The organism is Pseudomonas sp. GW821-FHT07E12 (assembly GCF_058986605.1).
In genome coordinates this window covers 18,363-35,802 of the sequence record NZ_JBYSVX010000007.1, presented here as the reverse complement: position 1 = coordinate 35,802, position 17,440 = coordinate 18,363, and the positions used below count along the sequence as shown (strand labels likewise).

At 65.5% G+C, this 17,440-nt stretch carries 12 protein-coding genes; 3 read left to right on the top strand and 9 right to left on the bottom strand.

Annotated elements, in window-relative coordinates:
* Positions 1-266: 266 nt before the first annotated feature.
* A complete protein-coding gene (mprF, locus tag AC3WJE_RS06500; RefSeq protein ID WP_493729970.1) occupies positions 267-2,837 on the bottom strand; it encodes a bifunctional lysylphosphatidylglycerol flippase/synthetase MprF in 2,571 nt (856 codons plus the stop codon).
* Positions 2,838-3,163: 326 nt separating this feature from the next.
* On the opposite strand from mprF, the gene AC3WJE_RS06495 reads away from it, so the two are divergent.
* Positions 3,164-3,508: a RidA family protein gene (locus AC3WJE_RS06495; RefSeq protein WP_493729969.1), complete on the top strand. Its 345-nt coding sequence runs from the start codon at positions 3,164-3,166 to the stop codon at positions 3,506-3,508.
* Positions 3,509-3,647: 139 nt separating this feature from the next.
* On the opposite strand, the gene rnfB is transcribed toward AC3WJE_RS06495, so the two are convergent.
* The 6 genes from rnfB to AC3WJE_RS06465 form a co-directional block, all read right to left on the bottom strand.
* Complete coding sequence (gene rnfB, locus AC3WJE_RS06490) at positions 3,648-4,079, bottom strand: Rnf electron transport complex subunit RnfB (protein ID WP_493729968.1); 432 nt, start codon at positions 4,077-4,079, stop codon at positions 3,648-3,650.
* A gap of 233 nt (positions 4,080-4,312) precedes the next feature.
* A complete protein-coding gene (locus tag AC3WJE_RS06485; RefSeq protein WP_493729967.1) occupies positions 4,313-6,151 on the bottom strand; it encodes a tetratricopeptide repeat-containing sulfotransferase family protein in 1,839 nt (612 codons plus the stop codon).
* Between the two features lie 100 nt (positions 6,152-6,251).
* Positions 6,252-9,023, bottom strand: a complete 2,772-nt coding sequence (locus AC3WJE_RS06480; RefSeq protein WP_493729966.1) for a TonB-dependent receptor plug domain-containing protein — start codon at positions 9,021-9,023, stop codon at positions 6,252-6,254.
* 379 nt (positions 9,024-9,402) lie between these two features.
* Positions 9,403-9,996, bottom strand: coding sequence for an HAD family hydrolase (locus AC3WJE_RS06475; RefSeq protein ID WP_493729965.1), 594 nt, complete (start codon positions 9,994-9,996; stop codon positions 9,403-9,405).
* 130 nt (positions 9,997-10,126) lie between these two features.
* Positions 10,127-12,220, bottom strand: a complete 2,094-nt coding sequence (gene metG / locus AC3WJE_RS06470) for a methionine--tRNA ligase (protein ID WP_493729964.1) — start codon at positions 12,218-12,220, stop codon at positions 10,127-10,129.
* Positions 12,221-12,259: 39 nt separating this feature from the next.
* The gene (locus AC3WJE_RS06465; RefSeq protein ID WP_493729963.1) at positions 12,260-13,177 is read right to left on the bottom strand and encodes a LysR substrate-binding domain-containing protein; all 918 of its coding nucleotides are present in this window, start codon (positions 13,175-13,177) and stop codon (positions 12,260-12,262) included.
* Positions 13,178-13,280: 103 nt separating this feature from the next.
* Between AC3WJE_RS06465 and AC3WJE_RS06460 the strand changes: the two genes are divergently transcribed.
* Together AC3WJE_RS06460 and AC3WJE_RS06455 are read left to right on the top strand one after the other, a co-directional pair.
* On the top strand, positions 13,281-14,375 hold the full coding sequence (locus AC3WJE_RS06460) for a tartrate dehydrogenase (protein ID WP_493729962.1): 1,095 nt from the start codon (positions 13,281-13,283) through the stop codon (positions 14,373-14,375).
* A gap of 281 nt (positions 14,376-14,656) precedes the next feature.
* Entirely contained in the window at positions 14,657-15,928 is a 1,272-nt protein-coding gene (locus AC3WJE_RS06455; RefSeq protein ID WP_493729961.1) for an MFS transporter, read from the top strand.
* A 161-nt stretch (positions 15,929-16,089) separates the two neighbouring features.
* Here the strand turns inward: AC3WJE_RS06455 and AC3WJE_RS06450 are convergent, their stop codons facing one another.
* Positions 16,090-16,539, bottom strand: a complete 450-nt coding sequence (locus AC3WJE_RS06450; RefSeq protein ID WP_493729960.1) for a DUF2147 domain-containing protein — start codon at positions 16,537-16,539, stop codon at positions 16,090-16,092.
* A gap of 142 nt (positions 16,540-16,681) precedes the next feature.
* Positions 16,682-17,350 carry an acyl-homoserine-lactone synthase gene (locus AC3WJE_RS06445; RefSeq protein ID WP_493729959.1) on the bottom strand — a complete coding sequence of 223 codons (669 nt, stop codon included), beginning with the start codon at positions 17,348-17,350 and terminating at the stop codon, positions 16,682-16,684.
* Positions 17,351-17,440: the final 90 nt, after the last annotated feature.

Sequence of the window (17,440 nt, the reverse complement as noted above, 5' to 3'; positions counted from 1 at the left end):
CAACAGCAAATCAAACGCAGGAGCAGCGGAGCAAGCTCCGCTCTACGAGGTCACTGCTACCTGCACGAACGTCCATGGATCCCCGCCTTCGCGGGGATGATAGTAGATAGATGGCGCGACGGTAGTGAGATGGCGCGGAAGTCACTGGGTCCCCGCCTGCGCGGGGACGACGGTAGTGAGATCACGTAGACGTAGAAAGCTCGAAATCCCCACCTGACGGTAGTGGCGCACGAGAAACACAACATCGCACCCACCCAAACACCACCTCAGTCATTCCGCCGCGGATCCAGCGAAATCAACCGCGTAACGTCCAACAGCGCCGCCGGCAAATGCATCCCCCCCGGCGCCACCAGATAACGCGGACGCCAGGTCGGCGCGAACTTCGCCTTGAACCGGCGCAGCCCACTGAACCCGTAGAAGCGCTCGCCATGCCGCGCCACCAGATTGGCGAAGCGGTTCCAGCGCCCGGCCAGGCGATGCTGTGCCAGCCCGGACAGCGGCGCCATGCCCAGCGAGAAGCGTACGTAGCCGTTCTCCGCGCCCCACAGGAACAGTGCGACGAACAGATAGTCCATCGCGCCCTTGGGCGCGTCGTCGGCGTGGCGCATCAGATCCACCGACAGCTCGCCGCCGGCCGGTGTCTGCCAGATGTTGGCGAAGGCGACGATGCGCTGCTCGGCTTCCAGTTCGACCACGCCGATCGGGAAACGGCTCAGGTACTCCGGGTCGAAACTGCCCAGCGAGAAGCCCTTCTCCTCGCCGGCCTTTTCCTCCAGCCACTGGTCGGAGACCTCGCGCAGGCGCGGCAGCAGCGGCGCGACTTCTTCGGGCGGCACCATCCGGAAGTTGAGCCCCATGCGCTTGCCCTTGTTGAAGGCCTGGCGCAGTTCGGCGCGCTCGCGGCCTTCCAGGTTGAAGCCCTGCAGCGGCACGATCGCTTCTTCACCGAGTTTGACCAGAGTCAGGCCGAGGTCGAGGTAGGTCTGCCAGTGCTGTTCGCCGACCTGATAGAACACCGGGCGCAGGCCAAGCCGGTCGGCTTCTTCGCGGAAGCGCCAGATCAATTCGCGTGCGACCTCCTGCGGGCCGACCGGGTCGCCCATCGAGATCAGCGAGCCGCCGTAGCGCTGCATCATCACGAAGCCCGCCTTGGCCTCGTCGCGCAGCAGCGCCTTGTCGCCGGTCAAGGCCAGGCAGGCCTGGGTATCGGCGCTGGCGGCGAGCAGCGGCTTGAGTTGTTCCAGCGTCTGCGCGTCGGCCGGCTGCAACGGTTGCCGCGTGCTGCGCAGCAGCCGCGCCAGGCCGAACACGATCACGCACACGCAGATGATCAGCAACGCACGCAGTGCGCGTGGCGCGTTGGCCGAGGTGGCGAATTCCCACCAAAGGTCCTTGCTGTATTCGACGTGGCTGTAGACGAAGAACAGCAGCCAGAACGTCGCCACCAGCACCAGGCCGAGGTTGCTGAGCCAGCGCCACGACCAGGCTTCGTCGAGCAAGGCACCTTCGCGATAGAACTCGCGGCGTGCCACCCACAACGCCACCGCGGTCAGCATCGAGAACAGCGCCACCGAGTAATGACTGCCGCGCAGTGGCGCCAGCGGCACCAGTGCCACGCAGATTGCCAGCGCCAGCGCCCAGGCCGAATGGCTGCGCCGCTGCAGGCCCTGGCCGACCAGCAGCAATACCACGCCGCCCAGGCTGACCAGCAGGTGCGAGGTTTCGATCAGCGGCAATGGCGCCACCGTCTGTCGCGACTTCGGCGTCGGCAAGGTGCCGTCGATCACCAGCATCGCGCCGACCGCGAACACCGCCAGCGCGATGATCTGCGGTAGCCACGGTCGCAGCGTCTTCCATGCGGTACGCGCGCCGCTGGCGCCGATCAGCACCGGCTTGCGCAAGCCGGTCGCCGCCGCCATCGCGATGGCGATCACCAGCGGCACCAGGTAGTAGGTGACGCGGTAGGCCAGCGCGGCCGCCAACAGCGATGCAGGTGCCACCTGCGGCAACAGCTTGAGCAGGCTCCACTCGAACACGCCCAGCCCGGCCGGCACGGTCGAGATCAGGCCGGCGACCACCGCGACCAGCCACAGCCCGATGAAACCGAAGTAGCCGGTACCCGGATCCGGCGGCAGCAACACGTAGAACGCAGCGCTGGCCAGTCCCAGCTCGAACACGCTCAGGGCGGTGACGCCGAGCACGGTGCGCCGGTCCGGCAGCCAGAAGCGGTGCGTGCCGAAGCCGAACTCGCGCCCTTGCCTGCCAACCAGTACCAGCATCGCGGCATAGCCGAGCAGAATCGCGATGCCGACGATGCGTACCGCGCCAGGCAGGATCGGCAGCACGCGCGAGGCCGCTTCCGGTTCCAGGCCCAGGGCCAGTCCGAGCAGCACCCAGGCACCGAACACGAAACCGAGCGTGCTCATCAACACGACTTGGCCGATCTCGGCCAGGCTCAGGCCGACGCTGCCGTAGCCGCGCAGCCGCACCGCGCCGCCGGTGAGCGCGGCAAAACCCAGGGTCTGGCCGACCGAATGCGCCAGGAACGCGGTGATGCCGACGCGGGCCGGATGCAGGCGCTTGCCGGTGCGCTTCAGGCCAACGCTGTCGAAGCCGACCAGACAGGCATAGCTGCTCAGGCCGAGCAGCAGGGTCAGCGCGATCTGGCCGACGCTGAAGGCGCGGAAGGCCTGACGGATCTGGTGATAGCCGTGTTCGGTGAACTCCGATGACAGCGCATGCAGCGCCATCGCCAGGATCGCCAGGCTGACGACGACCGGCAGCGCACGCCGCCAGCCGGGAGGAGACGCTGCCTGGGGAGTTGCGTTATCGGTCATGGCGACGGGGCGCGGAAGGAGGGCGTGGAACGGCGACGGGAGCAGGCCCTGACCTGTGGGGTGCGCGGGAATCCGGGGTCACAGGTCATCGTGTTGCTCGGTCGTGGTCGTGAGGAATGTGGTTGCGAACGTCACGGCGGATGTCCGCGATGTCGCCGGCGCGCATCATAGGGCAAAGCCTTGTGAGCGGGCGTAGTGGTCGCAGGGACTACGATCGGGACGAGTATCGGTGGGCGGGTTGGCATGGCGACGACACGGCGCCGCGGGGGCTGCGCGCCCGGCGACTTCGGAGGACAATGCGGTGACACAACCTGAGGAGGACTGAAATGGTGCAGCGATACGAGACCGGCACACGCATGTCGGAGATGACGGTGGCCCATGGCCTGTGCTTCCTGGCCGGCCAGGTGGCCGATGATGCTACCGCCGATGTCAAGGGACAGACCCGTCAGGTGCTGGCCGAGATCGATCGCCTGCTGGCGCTGGCCGCCAGCGACAAGACCAAGATCCTGCGTGCGGAAATCTTCCTGGCCGACATCGCCGATTTTGCTGCGATGAACGAAGTATGGGACGGCTGGGTGGCCCCCGGTTTCACCCCGGCACGCGCGACGGTGCAGGCCACGCTGGCCAAGCCGGAGTGGAAGATCGAGATCGTGATTACTGCGGCAATTTGACCAGCAACGATTGACGGAATCCGTCATCCCCGCGAAGGCGGGGATCCAGCGACTTCCGTGCCGACCATGGCAAAGTCGCTGGGTTTCCGCCTTCGCGGGGACGACGGTGCTGGTTATCCGTGGATAAGGATCGGCGCGGCTACGCCGTCGTCTCCATCACGATGCAATCCACCGGACAGGCCGGCACGCACAGTTCGCAGCCGGTGCACAGCGGTGCGAGCACGGTGTGCATGTACTTGGCGCCGCCGATGATGGCGTCGACCGGGCAGGCCTGGATGCACTTGGTGCAGCCGATGCAGTCGGCCTCGACGATCCAGGCCACCTGCGGCGATTTGTGCTCGCCGCGGCTGCGGTCGTAGGGCAGGGCATCGCCACCCAACACGTGGGCCAACGCGCGCGCGCCGGCATCGCCGCCCGGCGGGCAATGGTCCACGCCGGCCTCGCCACGCGCCATCGCCTCGGCATACGGCCGGCAGCCGTCGAAGCCGCATTGTCCGCATTGGGTCTGCGGGAGGATGCGGTCCAGGCGTTCGGTCAGGGTGATGACGGTGGTGTCGTGCATACGTGGCATGAAGCGGCTGGAATGCGGCGATCAGTCCGGGATGGCGGCCAAGCGCCGCATAGACAGGGCGGCGATGCTATCACCCTCGCTCCAAAAAGCGGTTCTTGCTCGTCATTCCCGCGAAAGCGGGAATCCAAGGACGTTAGTTCTTAATGGGGGATGGTGAGTGGCAGATAAGTCCATGGATTCCCACTTTCGCGGGAATGACGATACTTTTGTGGCGAGAGATCATAAAAGGGTTCTCAGACCCGGTAGCCCAGCCGGTCTGCCACTGGCTGCAGGTGCTGCAGCACGGGCGCTGTGAACCACGGGCGATAGGCCTGCCAGCGGCCCACGCTGCGTGCGTGCAGCGACTCGGTGACCTGGGCGTAGCTGGGCGTGCCGATGAAGCCCTTGGCCTTGGCATGCTCGGCGAAGCCCGCCATCGGTGCGGGATCGGCGATATCGAGGAATCGGGCCAGTGCGGTCAGGTGCCCGGCGAAATCTTCCACGACCGCCTCGTAGCGCCACTCCAGCACGTCGGGCGCCAACGCTTCCCGATGCGAGAACCAGCGCTCGAACGCCATGCGGTAGCCTTCGGCCAGACCTTCTGGCGATGCGCACATGGCCATGAACGAGGGCGCGCGGAACGGTTGGGAATAGCTGCTCAACAGCACATCGCAGGGATGGCGCAGGCACAGCACGATCCGCGCCGCCGGGAACAGACGCATGATCATCGGCAGGAACAGCATGTTCAGCGGATTCTTGTCGACGATGCGCAGGCCATCGATGGCGCCCAGCGCTTCCTCGGCCAGTTGGCGGTAGATGGCGCGCAGCATGTCGGTTTCCTGCGTGCTCAGGTCGCCCAGGTCCTGCGGATAGCGTTGTCCGGCCTGCTCCATGCGCTGGACCAGTTCGTGCACGAAGGGACGTTCGTCCAATGTGCGGAAGCTCGGATGGGCGTCGAGCATCTGTTCCAGCAAAGTCGTGCCGGAGCGTGGAAAGCCGACGACGAAGATCGGACTGTCCGTCGCGGATGGCGCGGTTGAAGTGTCCCAGCGTGCGTATTCCTGCTGCGATACCGGATGTGCACGCATCTCGAGCGGAGGTGTCGCAGGGTCCAGCAGCACGGGCCTGATTTCGGCGACCAGTTCCTGCTGCGCGCGGTGGGCGATGTCCAGCGCCGCCCATGCCGCTTCCGGCTGGGCCATCCGGTCGTGGGCGGCGGCCAGTCCGAAGGCTGCGGTGGCGCGGCCGTTGCAGTCCGCCGCGTGCTCCAGCATCTGGCGATAGTGCATGGCTGCTTGCGGATAGGTGCGAGCGCGCATGGCCATGACCGCGTGGGCATGGTGGCCGTCGAAGCGCGCCAGCGTGGCCTGCACCGGCAAGGCTTCGAGTGCGGGGACGGACAGCGCCTGCAGGTGTTCGTTGGCCAACGCGAGTTGGTTGCAGCGTTCGTGCAGCAGTATCTGGTGCGCCTCCAGCCGTAGCCGGTCGGCGGGTTCGCGGGTGGCGTTGCGTGCTTTCTGCAGGATCGCCAGCGTCGCCTGCATGTTTCCCAGTGCGGCGAGCATCGCTGCCAGGCGCATCGCATCGGCGGACGCGAGTGGCGGCCAGTGCGATGCGTCGGCCAGCAGTTCGCGAACGCTGTCGGTATCGCCGACCAGATGGCAGGCGTGCGCTGCTTGCAGCCGTGCCTCGATGAAGCCGGGAGCGAGTGTCACGGCGGCGATCATCGTTTCGCGCACGCGCAGCCACTGCCGTCGCTGCAGATGTACCAGGCCGAGGTTGTAATGCGCTTGTGGATCGGAAGGCGCCAGCGTGCAGGCGCGTTGCAGTGCGGCTTCGGCGTCATCCATCTGCCCGTGCTGGCGCAGTGCGATGCCCAGGTTGTTCCAGTAGGCCGAACGCTGCGGATACCGCTCGGTCAGACGCAGGAAAGTGGCGGCAGCTTCGGCGAATTGACCGGTGTTCAGTTCGGCCACGCCGAGCAGGCATTCACTCGATTCGTCGGCCAGCCCGCGTTCGCGTGCCTGCCGTCCCAGGCGGATGACGCCATCGTTGTCGCCGGTGCGTTGCGCGTCGAGCATGGCAGCGATCATGGACTGACGAAGTTTTCCTCGGCGTTGGGCGCGATGGCAGGAACAGGAAGGCCGCCGCTGTGCTGGCGACGGCCTTCCCGGGTGCGACGACGGCAATGCGCTAGAACTTCGCGCTCACCCTTGCCCAGTAGTATCGCCCGATCGTGTCATAGGTGGACGTATCGACGTTGTAGTCCGAGCCGTTCTGATAGACCAGCGGCGGGTTCTTGTTGAAGACGTTGTCCACGCCGATGTCCACGTGTACGGGACTGTCGGGCACCTGATAGCCCAATTGCATCGAGTGGTAGACCACCGATGCGATCGGCACGTTGGCGCCGGTGTCGAGGTTGGCGTTGAGGTTGCTGGCGTGGTGGATGTAGCGGGCCAGCCACTGCGCGTCCCAGTTCGTGCGCTTCCAGTCGAGGGTCAGGCTGCCGCGCAGGCGGGTCAGGTTGCCGAACTGCTGCGAGTAGGTGCCCGCATAGTCGATCACCGATGCGCCTTCCGAACCGGGCGTGGCGTTGTTCTTGTAGCCGGCCAGCCAGGTGGTGTTGAGGCTCAGCTTGAAGTCGCCAGGGTTGTGGCGGCCAAGGTCGAAGTGCGGGATCAGGTAGTTGACGGCCAGATCCACGCCGCTGGTGCTGAGCGTGCCCAGGTTCACCACGGGAGTATTGACGTAGTAGATCTGGCCCGCGCTGGTGCTGCTGCTCGGGTAGCGATGGATGAAGCTGCAGTACGCGCTTGCTTCACTGGCGAAGCACGAGTCCAGCACGGTCTGCGCGGCCAGCGTGGTCAGCAGGTTGTCGAGGTAGATGTGCCACAGATCGACGCTGGTGGAAAAGCCGTTCAGTCCGCTCGGGCTGTAGACGAAACCGAAGTCGAAGGACTTGCCCTTTTCCGGTTTCAGCGCCAGGCCGGAGGCATCCGAGCCGGAGTACAGCGCGTTGATCTGCAGCCCGGTGCCGCCGGTCCAGCCTGGCGACACGGCCGCGCATGCGGTCGGATGCGCGGCCAGTTCGCTCGAGGTCAGATCGACGCAGGGATCGTTCACCGTCGGGTTGGAGATGGTGACGCCGTCGTACAGTTCGTTGACGTTCGGCGCGCGGAAGATTTCCGAGGCCGTACCGCGCACCAGCAGGTCGCGGACCGGACGCCATTCCACCGCGAGCTTCTTGTTGGTGGTGGTGCCGGAGGTGCTGTAGCGCGACGTGCGGATGCCTACATCCAGATTGAGCGAATACGCCCAGGGCTTTTCCGCCAGCAACGGGATCAGGCTCTCGGCGAACACTTCCTTGACGTTGTAGCTGCCGCTGCCGGGCGAACCACAGGCCTCCTGGATCAGGTTGCAGGTCAGGGTGGTGGTGTCGAGCTGGGCGTCGGGCGAGACCGTGTAGTCGGTCGAGGTGTGCCGGTACAACGCACCGACCGACAGCTGCACCGGGCCAGCGGGGAGCTCGCCCAGATTGCCGTTGCTGGTGAACTGCACCTGCTGGAGCTTGTTGAGCAGGCGGTACTTGGCGGTTTCCGCCGCGCCTTCCAGTTGCGACACCACCGTCGGGTCATCCTGGTCGAACAGGTTGAGGCCGTTGTCGATCAGCGTCTGCAGTTTGGATACCGAGATCTCGTTGTGGTCGTACTGGGTGCGCTCGTAGAGGCCGTAGTTGGCGTTGGCGTCCCACGACCAGCTGCTTTGGCCGTAATAGCCGCGCACGCCGAAGATGGTTTCCAGGTTGTTGGTGGTGAAGGTGTGCAGGCGCGTGCCGATGCCGGTGAGGCGGGTCTTGAAGTTGTAGTCGTCCGCGGAGAAATCGATCCCGAACGGGTTGGCGGCGCTGCTGGCGGGAATGCTCCAGCCGTCGCTGACGTAGACGCCGGGCGGAGCGTCCTGGCCGGCGGAGGTGGTGTGGTTGTACATCACCGTGCCGTAGACGGTGACGTTGTCGGTGAGGTCGTAGTGGCCGGTCAGGAAGCTTCCGACCCGCTGCTGCTCGGTCTGGATGTAGTTGTAGGCGTTGTAGTTGTAGGTGTCGCTGTTGCCCTGGTAGCAGCGATAGTCGCCAAGACTGCTGCCGTCGCCGGAGGCGCGGGTCAGCACGCCGTAGCCATTGGCGTTCAGCGTGCAACCGTACTGCTGGGCGATCGAGCCCGGCACCTGGACGTAGCCGGTGGGGATCGTCGAGGAACCGGACACTTCCGGGCCGCCGTTGTACAGGTAGAGCTGGTGTTCGGAGAACTTGCGGCGGGTCGCCAGGATCGGGTCGTACTTGTTGTAGCTCATCCCGAAGGCGATCTCGCCACGGTCGTTGGCCGCGCCCGCGGTGAAGTTGAAGCCGTGGCGCTGGCCATCGCCATGGCTGGAGATGCCGCTGTTGACGCTGATGTCGGCGCCTTGGTAGTCCTTCTTCAGGATCACGTTGACCACGCCGCCGATCGCGTCGGAGCCGTAGACCGTCGAGGCGCCGACGTTCAGCACGTCGACGCGCTCGATCATGTTCTGCGGGATCATGTTCAGATCGGCGTTGATCAGCCGCTGGCCGTCGATCAGCACCAGCGTGCGGTCCGAGCCGAGGCCACGCAGCGAGACCCGCGCCGAACCGTCGCCACCACTCTTGGTCGGGCTCGCCACGCCGCCGCCGTTGCTGTTGTTGGAGGTGTTGGCGGCGCTGCCGGCGAAGCTGGGCAACTGTTGCAGCAACTTGCCGACGGTGGGCTCGCCGTTGTTGGCGATCGCTTCGGCATTCACGGTCACGACCGGGTTGGCGGTCTCTTTGTCGGCGCGACGCAGCAATGAGCCGGTGACGCTTACTGCATCCAACTGTTTGACAGTGCTGGATTTTCCTGATGCATCGGTATCCTGGCCCGAGGGCTGGTCATCGGCTGCCTGCGCCAGCATCGGGTAGCCGGCAGACAACAGACCGAGGGAAAGGAGCGCGTGTATTGCCGTTGACAGCCGTGACGCTTGATACGGTTTCATCAATGGACCCCGTGAGGATGAGAAATCTGGCGGACAGCGTGAGGCGCGGATTGGTCGACCGGGCCCCTTCCCAAGCCAGGTCGACGGATGTTGCCGTGTTGCAGTGATGCAGTGTTTCGCCGCCATGAGTGGCGGGAAATTCCTAATAAGTCACTTTGTTGTCAGGCATTTGCCATCGTTGTCGCAATTGACAAATTGCAACTTGCGTCACCAATCTGGTGTGGCGTACACGACTGAGCGCCCTCCCGCCTTCCTGCTGGCGGAAGCCATATCGAAGGGGGTATGTGACCGGCGTGGCTCAGGCCACGCGTTGCCCGCGGTACCAGCGCTCGTGGGCGAGGGCGAGCATGGGTTTGTCCTCGCCGCTGTCACCGTAGGCGTGGATACGCTCGAATCTGGCGAGGTCGTAGTGCTCGCGGATCCGGTGGACCTTCTCCGGGCCGATGTCGGCGCCCTCGTAACGCCCGCTCAGGCGCCCGGCGCCATCCTGCTCCAGTCGATTGCAGAGCAGATGCAGGCCGTGACGTTCGCACCAGGGCGCCAGATACAGATCGAGCGAGGCCGACACCAGTGCGACCGTATGGCCCTGCGCCTGGTGCCATTCGATCCGCCGCATCATCTCCGGCCGCTGCAGCGGCGGCAGCACCTCACGCGAGAACGGCTCGCCATGCTCGGCGATCTGTGCGGCTTCGCGGCCGGTGAAGGCAAGCCGGGTCACCCGCGCCCGGATCGCCTTGGCTGAAATCAATTTGGCGCGATAAGCGAGCAACCACGGCCCCACCTTCCACTTCGCCTGCGCCACCTGTTCGGGCGACGCGACCCGGCGCAGAAAGCGCGCATAGGTGTCGCTGGTGGTGACGGTGTGATCGAAGTCGAAGAGGGCTAAGTGCATGGAGGGCCGGGATTTGTGATTGGGGATTATCAGCCTACGGCTGCTGAGAATCGCCTCGGGATTCGCAAAGGCGGATCGCTGCGCTGACTGGTTTTACGAATCCCCAATCCCGAATTCCCAATCCCGGCCGTCAACGCACCGGCATACCCGGCTGTGCGCCGCTGTCGGCATCCAGCAGCGCCAGTGCGCCACCGTCGAAACCGGCCGACAGGATCATGCCTTCGCTCAGGCCGAAGCGCATCTTGCGCGGGGCGAGGTTGGCGATGAACACCACGCTGCGGCCGACCAGCTTGTCCGGCTCGCCGTAGCTGGCGCGGATGCCCGAGAATATCTGGCGCTTGCCCAGCTCGCCGGCGTCCAGCTCGAAGCGCAGCAGCTTGTCCGAGCCTTCGACGAACTCACAGGCCAGCACCTTGCCGATGCGCAGGTCGAGCTTGGCGAAGTCGTCGATGGAGATGTGATTGGTGATGTGTGATTCGTGATTCGTCGTAGGAGCGGCTTCAGCCGCGACCGCCTTCCCGGTGGTCTTTGCGGCTACGGCCGATGCTGCTTCCGGAGAAACGGCAGCAGCGAGGGTGTCCTTGGAGGCTTCAGTCATGGCGTCGATCAGTTTCGGGTCGATACGGGTGAACAGGGCGGTGTAGGGCTGGATCTCGTGGCCGTTGGCCAGCGGCTGGTCGAGGTCCTGCCACGAGGTCACCGGTGCGGACAGGAACGCTTCGGCCTCGGCGGTGGTGCGCGGCAGGATCGGCTTGAGCGCGGCGGCAAGCACGCGGAACAGGTTCAGGCCCTGGGTGCAGACCGCTTGCAGTTCGGCATCGGCGCCCTCCTGCTTGGCGATCACCCATGGCTTGGTTTCATCGATGTACTTGTTGGCCTCGTCGGCCAGCGCCATGGTCTGGCGGATCGCCGTGGCCGGGTCGTTGCGCTCGTAGGCCTCGCGGATCGGCGCCAGTGCGGCGACGAAACGCTGGTACTGCGCCGGGTCCGGCAGCGTGTCGGCCAGGCGGCCATCGAAACGCTTGCCGATGAAGCCGGCGCAGCGGCTGGCGAGGTTGACGAACTTGCCGACCAGATCGGCGTTGACCCGCGCGATGAAGTCGCCCAGGTTGAGGTCGAGGTCATCGACACCGCCGGAAGACTTGGCTGCAAAGTAATAACGCAGCGCCTCCGGCTCCAGGCCGACGTCGAGGTAGGTGCGCGCCATCACGAAGGTGCCGCGCGACTTGGACATCTTGGCGCCTTCCACGGTCAGGTAGCCGTTGACGTGCAATCGGTTCGGCGCGCGGTGGCCGGTGCCGTGCAGTACCGCCGGCCAGAACAGGCCGTGGAAGTTGACGATGTCCTTGCCGATGAAATGGTGCAGTTCGGTGCTGGTGCCGGCGCGCAGGTGCGCTTCGAAGTCTTCGCCGATGGCCGCGCACAACGTCTTGAAGCTGCACAGGTAGCCGATCGGCGCGTCCAGCCAGACGTAGAAATACTTGCCTGGCTGGCCGGGAATCTCGAAGCCGAAATACGGCGCATCGCGCGAGATGTCCCACGCGCGCAGACCGCCTTCGGCGTCCAGCCACTCCTTGAGCTTGGCCTTGACGCCCGGCAGCGCGACATCGCCGGCCAGCCATTCGCGCAGGAACGCGTCGAAATGGCCGACCTCGAAGAAGAAGTGCTCCGAATCGCGGATTTCCGGGGTGGCGCCGGAGATCACCGACTTCGGCTCCTTGAGGTCGGTCGGTGCATAGGTGGCGCCACAGACCTCGCAGTTGTCGCCGTACTGGTCGGCGCTGCCGCAGTTGGGGCAGATGCCCTTGATGTAGCGATCCGGCAGGAACATGCCCTTGGCCGGGTCGTAGAACTGCGCCACCGAGCGACGGGTGATGTGGCCGGCCTGTTCCAGCTTCAGATAGAACTGCTCGGTCAGCGCGCGGTTGACCGGCGAGTTGGTCGAGTCGTAGTGATCGAAGGCCACGCCGAATGCAGCGAAATCGCGCTCGTGGCTGGCCTTGATCCCGGCGATGAAGGCTTCCGGTGTCACGCCGGCCTTTTCTGCAGCCAGCATGATCGGCGTGCCATGGGTGTCGTCGGCGCAGACGAACCAGGTCTTGTCGCCATTCAAACGGCGCGCGCGCACCCAGATGTCGGCCTGGATGTAGCCGACCAGATGGCCCAGATGCAGCGGGCCGTTGGCGTAGGGCAGGGCGGTGGTGACGAGAGCGGTGCGGGTCATGGCAGGAGCGATCCGGGGGATCGGCCATTATCGCATGGCCTAGGTGGCACCCGGCTCGCGCAGCTCCTGGGCGAGAAAGTCCACGAACGCGCGCACGCGCGCTGGCAACTGCCGGCGTTGGGCATAGACGGCGTAGATGTCGGCGTTGGGCGTGTCGTGGTCGGGCAGTACCTGCACCAGCCGGCCGTCGGCCAGATAGTCGCGGATGTCCCATTCGGCGCGCATCAGGATGCCGTGCCCGTCCAGTGCCCAGCGCACCGCGATCTCGCCGTCGTTGGTGGCCAGGCCACCGTGGATGTGGATCGCGCGTGCGCGCCCGGGCTTGTCGCGCTCGCCCAGCTGCCAGACGCCATAGGCGTTGTCGCCCTGGCGGATGGCGATGCAGTCGTGGCGAGCCAGGTCCGCCGGCGTGCGCGGGATGCCGCGTCGCGCCAGGTAGGCCGGCGCGGCGCACAGCAGGCGCCGGTTGCCGGCCAGCCGGCGTGCCACCACGCGGGTGTCCGGCGGCTCGCCGAAACGGATGCAGACGTCGAAGGCATCGTCGGTCAACGCTGGTGGTGTCACCGAGAGCTGCAACTGCACGGCGATCTGCGGGTGGCGCGTGATGAAGCGCGAGATCGCCGGGCCCACCACGCTGCGCCCGAAACCGAGCGTGGCGTTGACCCGCAGCAGGCCCTTGGGCACGCGCCGCGCGGCGCCGAGCAGTTCGGCCAGTGCGTCCATGTCGTCGAGGATGCGGCGCGCGTGTTCCAGCAGCAGCGTGCCCTCGGGCGTCAGCGCCATGCTGCGGGTGGTGCGCGAAACCAGCGCCACGCCGGCGCGCGCTTCCATCTGTGCCAATCGCTTGCTGACTGCGGCCGGGGTCAACCCCAACTCGCGCGCCGCCGCGCTGAGGCTGCCGGCGCCGGCCAGCGCGGCGAAGAACGGCAGGTCGGCCGGCAATACGGTGTCGCCCATGATCTTCAACTCCAGGTTGATGATGCTTTGACCCTGGGATTGTCTTTGCTGCGCCGCACCTTGGCTAGAGTTCCGGCACGTTCGATAGCACGGGAGTGCCTGTATGAAGACCTATCGCATCGCCACTATCCCCGGTGACGGCATCGGCAAGGAAGTGGTTCCGGCGGGCCGTGAGGTCATGCAGGCGTTGGCCGATGCCAGCGGCAGCTTCAACTTCGAGCTCGAGGATTTCGACTGGGGCGGTGATTACTACCGCCGCCATGGAGTGATGGCCCCGGAGGATGCGCTAGAGGCACTGCGCGACAAGGACGCGATCCTGTTCGGTTCGGCTGGCGATCCGGACATCCCCGATCACATCACGCTATGGGGCCTGCGCCTGAAGATCTGCCAGGGCCTGGACCAGTACGCCAACGTGCGCCCGACCCGGATCCTGCCGGGCATCGATGCGCCGCTCAAGCGTTGCGGGCCGAACGACCTGGACTGGGTGATCGTGCGCGAGAACTCCGAGGGCGAGTACTCCGGCGTGGGTGGACGCGTGCATCGCGGCTTCCCGATCGAGACTGCCACCGACGTGTCGGTGCTCACCCGTGCAGGTTGCGAGCGCATCCTGCGTTACGCCTTCCGTCTGGCGCAGTCGCGGCCGCGCAAGCTGCTCACGGTGGTGACCAAGTCCAACGCGCAGCGCCATGCGATGGTGATGTGGGACGAGATCGCCGCCGAGATCGCGCGTGAATTCCCCGACGTGAGCTGGGACAAGGAACTGGTCGATGCCGCCACCGCACGCATGGTCGGCCGGCCAGCCTCGCTGGACACGATCGTGGCCACCAACCTGCATGCCGACATCCTCAGCGACCTGGCCGCCGCACTGGCCGGCAGTCTGGGCATCGCACCGACCGGCAACATCGATCCGGAGCGACGCTTTCCATCGATGTTCGAGCCGATTCATGGCTCGGCGTTCGACATCATGGGCAAGGGGCTGGCCAATCCGCTGGGCACGTTCTGGTCGGTGTCGATGCTGCTCGAGCACCTCGGCGAGCACGAGGCGGCGCGGCAGGTGATGCGTGCCGTCGAACACGTCGCGGCCGAGCCTTCACTGCATACCCGTGACCTGGGTGGCACCGCGACGACGGTGCAGGTCACCGCCGCGGTGGTCGCCTTCATCGCTGCCTCGACCGGGCTGCGCGAACAAGCGGCCTGAGTCACAGCGCCCGCGCAGATAGCGGGCGCGTCATTCCATTCCGATCGGTTCTTCAGGAGGCGCGATACGGCGCAGCCCGGCGTCTGCTTGCTTGGAGCTGGGCGTTCGGCTCGCCATCGGGCTGACAAGTACCACCGTCAACAACGCGCGCGCGATCCGCATCGGACTTCGACGGCACACGCACGAATCGCGATGGCAGATGCCGTCGCCCGTAACCCCAAGGAGCCTTCACCCGCAGCACCTGCCATACCGCTGATCACTGTTCACTGGAGGAGGGGAACATGAGCTCGGAAATCGAATCGCGCACCTTGCGCCGCGTCACCCTGCGCATCATCCCGTTCGTGATGCTGCTGTACTTCATCGCCTTCCTGGACCGTGTCAACATCGGTTTCGCGGCGCTGCACATGAACGACGACATCGGCCTGTCGCCTTCGATGTTCGGGCTGGGCGCCGGCCTGTTCTTCATCGGCTATTTCCTGTTCGAGGTGCCGTCCAATCTGGCACTGCATCGCTTCGGCGCACGCATCTGGATAGCGCGGGTGATGATCACCTGGGGCGTGGTGTCCGGTGCGATGGCATTCGTGCAGGGGGCAACCAGCTTCTACGTGCTGCGCTTCCTGCTGGGCGTGGCCGAGGCCGGCTTTTTCCCGGGGATCATCCTGTATCTGAGCTACTGGTTTCCCGCTGGCCGTCGCGCGGCGGTGACCGCGCTGTTCATGGCGGCCGCGCCGATCTCGGTGGCGCTGGGGTCGCCGTTGTCCGGCGCGTTGCTGGAGATGGAGGGCCTGCTCGGCCTGCACGGCTGGCAGTGGATGTTCCTGATCGAAGCGGTGCCCGCGGTGGTGCTCGGCGTGGTGGTGGTGTTCTACCTGACCGATCGACCGGAGAAAGCGCGCTGGCTGCGCGAGGACGAGCGCGCATGGCTGGTCGCGACGATGAGCGCCGAACAGGCCGGCAGGAGCGAAGCCGGTGCCAGTCACAGCCTGTGGAAGGGACTGACCGACAAGCGTGTGCTGACGCTGGCGCTGGTCTACTTCGGCACGTCCGCTGGCCTGTACACGCTCGGCATCTGGGCGCCGAAGATGCTGCACGACTTCGGCCTGAGTTCGTTCCAGACCGGCCTGGTCAATGCCATCCCGGCGGTGCTGGCGGTGATCGCGATGTTCCTGTGGGCACGCCATTCCGATCTGCGCGGCGAGCGTATCTGGCATGTCGCCATCGCGTGTCTGGTGGCGGGTACCGGTCTGTTCCTGGCGGGTTTCGCCGCCAGCCTGATCGCGGTGGTCGCAGCCCTGGTGGTGGTGAACATTGGTGTCAGTGCGTCCAAGCCACCGCTGTGGAGCATGCCGACGTTGTTCCTGTCGGGTTCGGCGGCGGCTACGGGCATCGCCACGATCAATTCGATCGGCAACCTGGGCGGTTTCGTGGGGCCCTCGGTGATCGGCTATCTGCTTGAACGCACCGGAAGCTTCCGGTGGGGGTTGTTCGTGGTCGGCGTGTTACTGCTGTTGTCGGCACTGCTGACGGCAATGATCGGACGCGCCTCCAGGTGAGCCGATCGGGCGCATCGCATCACCAAGCCGGTGCAGCGCGAAACGGTACCGCTGCATTCCCCGTCCAGCACGAGCTGATGCACAGTGGCCCGGATGCAGACGGGCCCGGCCGTCGATGGGACAGGCCGGGCCCGGTTGAGTGCCGACTATTGGAACTGGATTCAGTCGCGAATCCAGGTCTGGGTGCGGCCTAGCGCTTCGATGCCGATATAGCCGCGCATCTGCAGCTTCTTGCCGCCGTCGGTCAGGGTGATCTTGGCCTTGTAGGTCTTGCCCTTGGCCGGGTCGAGCACCGAGCCGCCGCCCCAGACCAGGCTGCCGTCGGGCTTCAGGCCCCACAGGATCGTCATGCCCTCGATCGGCTTGCCCTTGCGCTCGCCGTCGCACTTGTCGCAGGTCGGGTGGGGGCCGTGGTCGGATTGCAGGATCTCGACCACCTTGCCGGTCAGCGTGCCATTGGCGGCCTGCTCGATCTCCACGATCGACTTGGGTTTGCCGGTGTCGTCGTCGATGGTCGTCCAGCGGCCGACCGGCGACTCGCTGGCCTGGGCCAGCATCGAAGCCGCCATCAGCGGCAGGGCGAGCAACAGGGCTTTGCAGGTAGTGCGCATGGTTCCCCTCCCAGGGATATCGTCAGACCGGCTCCGGGCCGGGATGGAGCCGACTGTATACCCATTCGCCCGGGTACGGAAAGCGTGCGACGGGGCGTTCAGGGGCGTGGATTGCGATTGCGAAGAGGCGGTTTTTCTGCTGTTACGCCGGGCCTGCTTGGCTGGGACTCAAGCGCGGACATAACGACCCGGACAGGTTACGGCCTCTGCCGGTGAGCAGGGCAGAGCGGCAGGCATGCAGCACGTCGGGCGAGACTTCGTGCTCCAGCGCCACCGTCGGAATGCCATCGACACTGTCGACATCGCCAAGCCTGCGAAAGCGGTAGCCCGTCTTGCGCAGCATCGGCTCCAGATGGGTGTAGGTGACCGACACCATCTTGTGCAGCTCAAGGTGCTGGGCCGCCGCTTGAATGCCCCACAGCAGGCGCGCCCGTAGATCCATGCAGCCCTCCAGGCGGTCGCGGCGGTGATCGATGGCAAAGCGGGTGATCTCATAGATCCGGCGTGAGCGTGGCGGCTCGCCATCCTTGACCAGATGAGGGAAGACCTCGTTCAACAGGCTGGCATCGGCGGTATCGAGCAATCGGGCGCCGGCGATCACTTGGCCGACGCTGTTGCTGATCGTTACGTAGACCGCCTGCGACGTATCGTATTCGTCCTCCTCCAGGCCGTTGCTGGCATCTGGGAGAGGCCAACCCAGGCGTCGAATAAAAATCTCGTATCGCAGCTCGGCGAATGATCGAAGTGTTTCTGCATGCATGGACCGATTGGAAGAATCGATCAAGTTCATCATCGAGCGGGTTTGCAGCATGTATGGGCCCTTTCCTTGGGTAGAAGCCGATTTCTTGTCTGTACCAACGCGTTACAGCTACATGCGCTGGACGTTGTTGCGATCACCGAT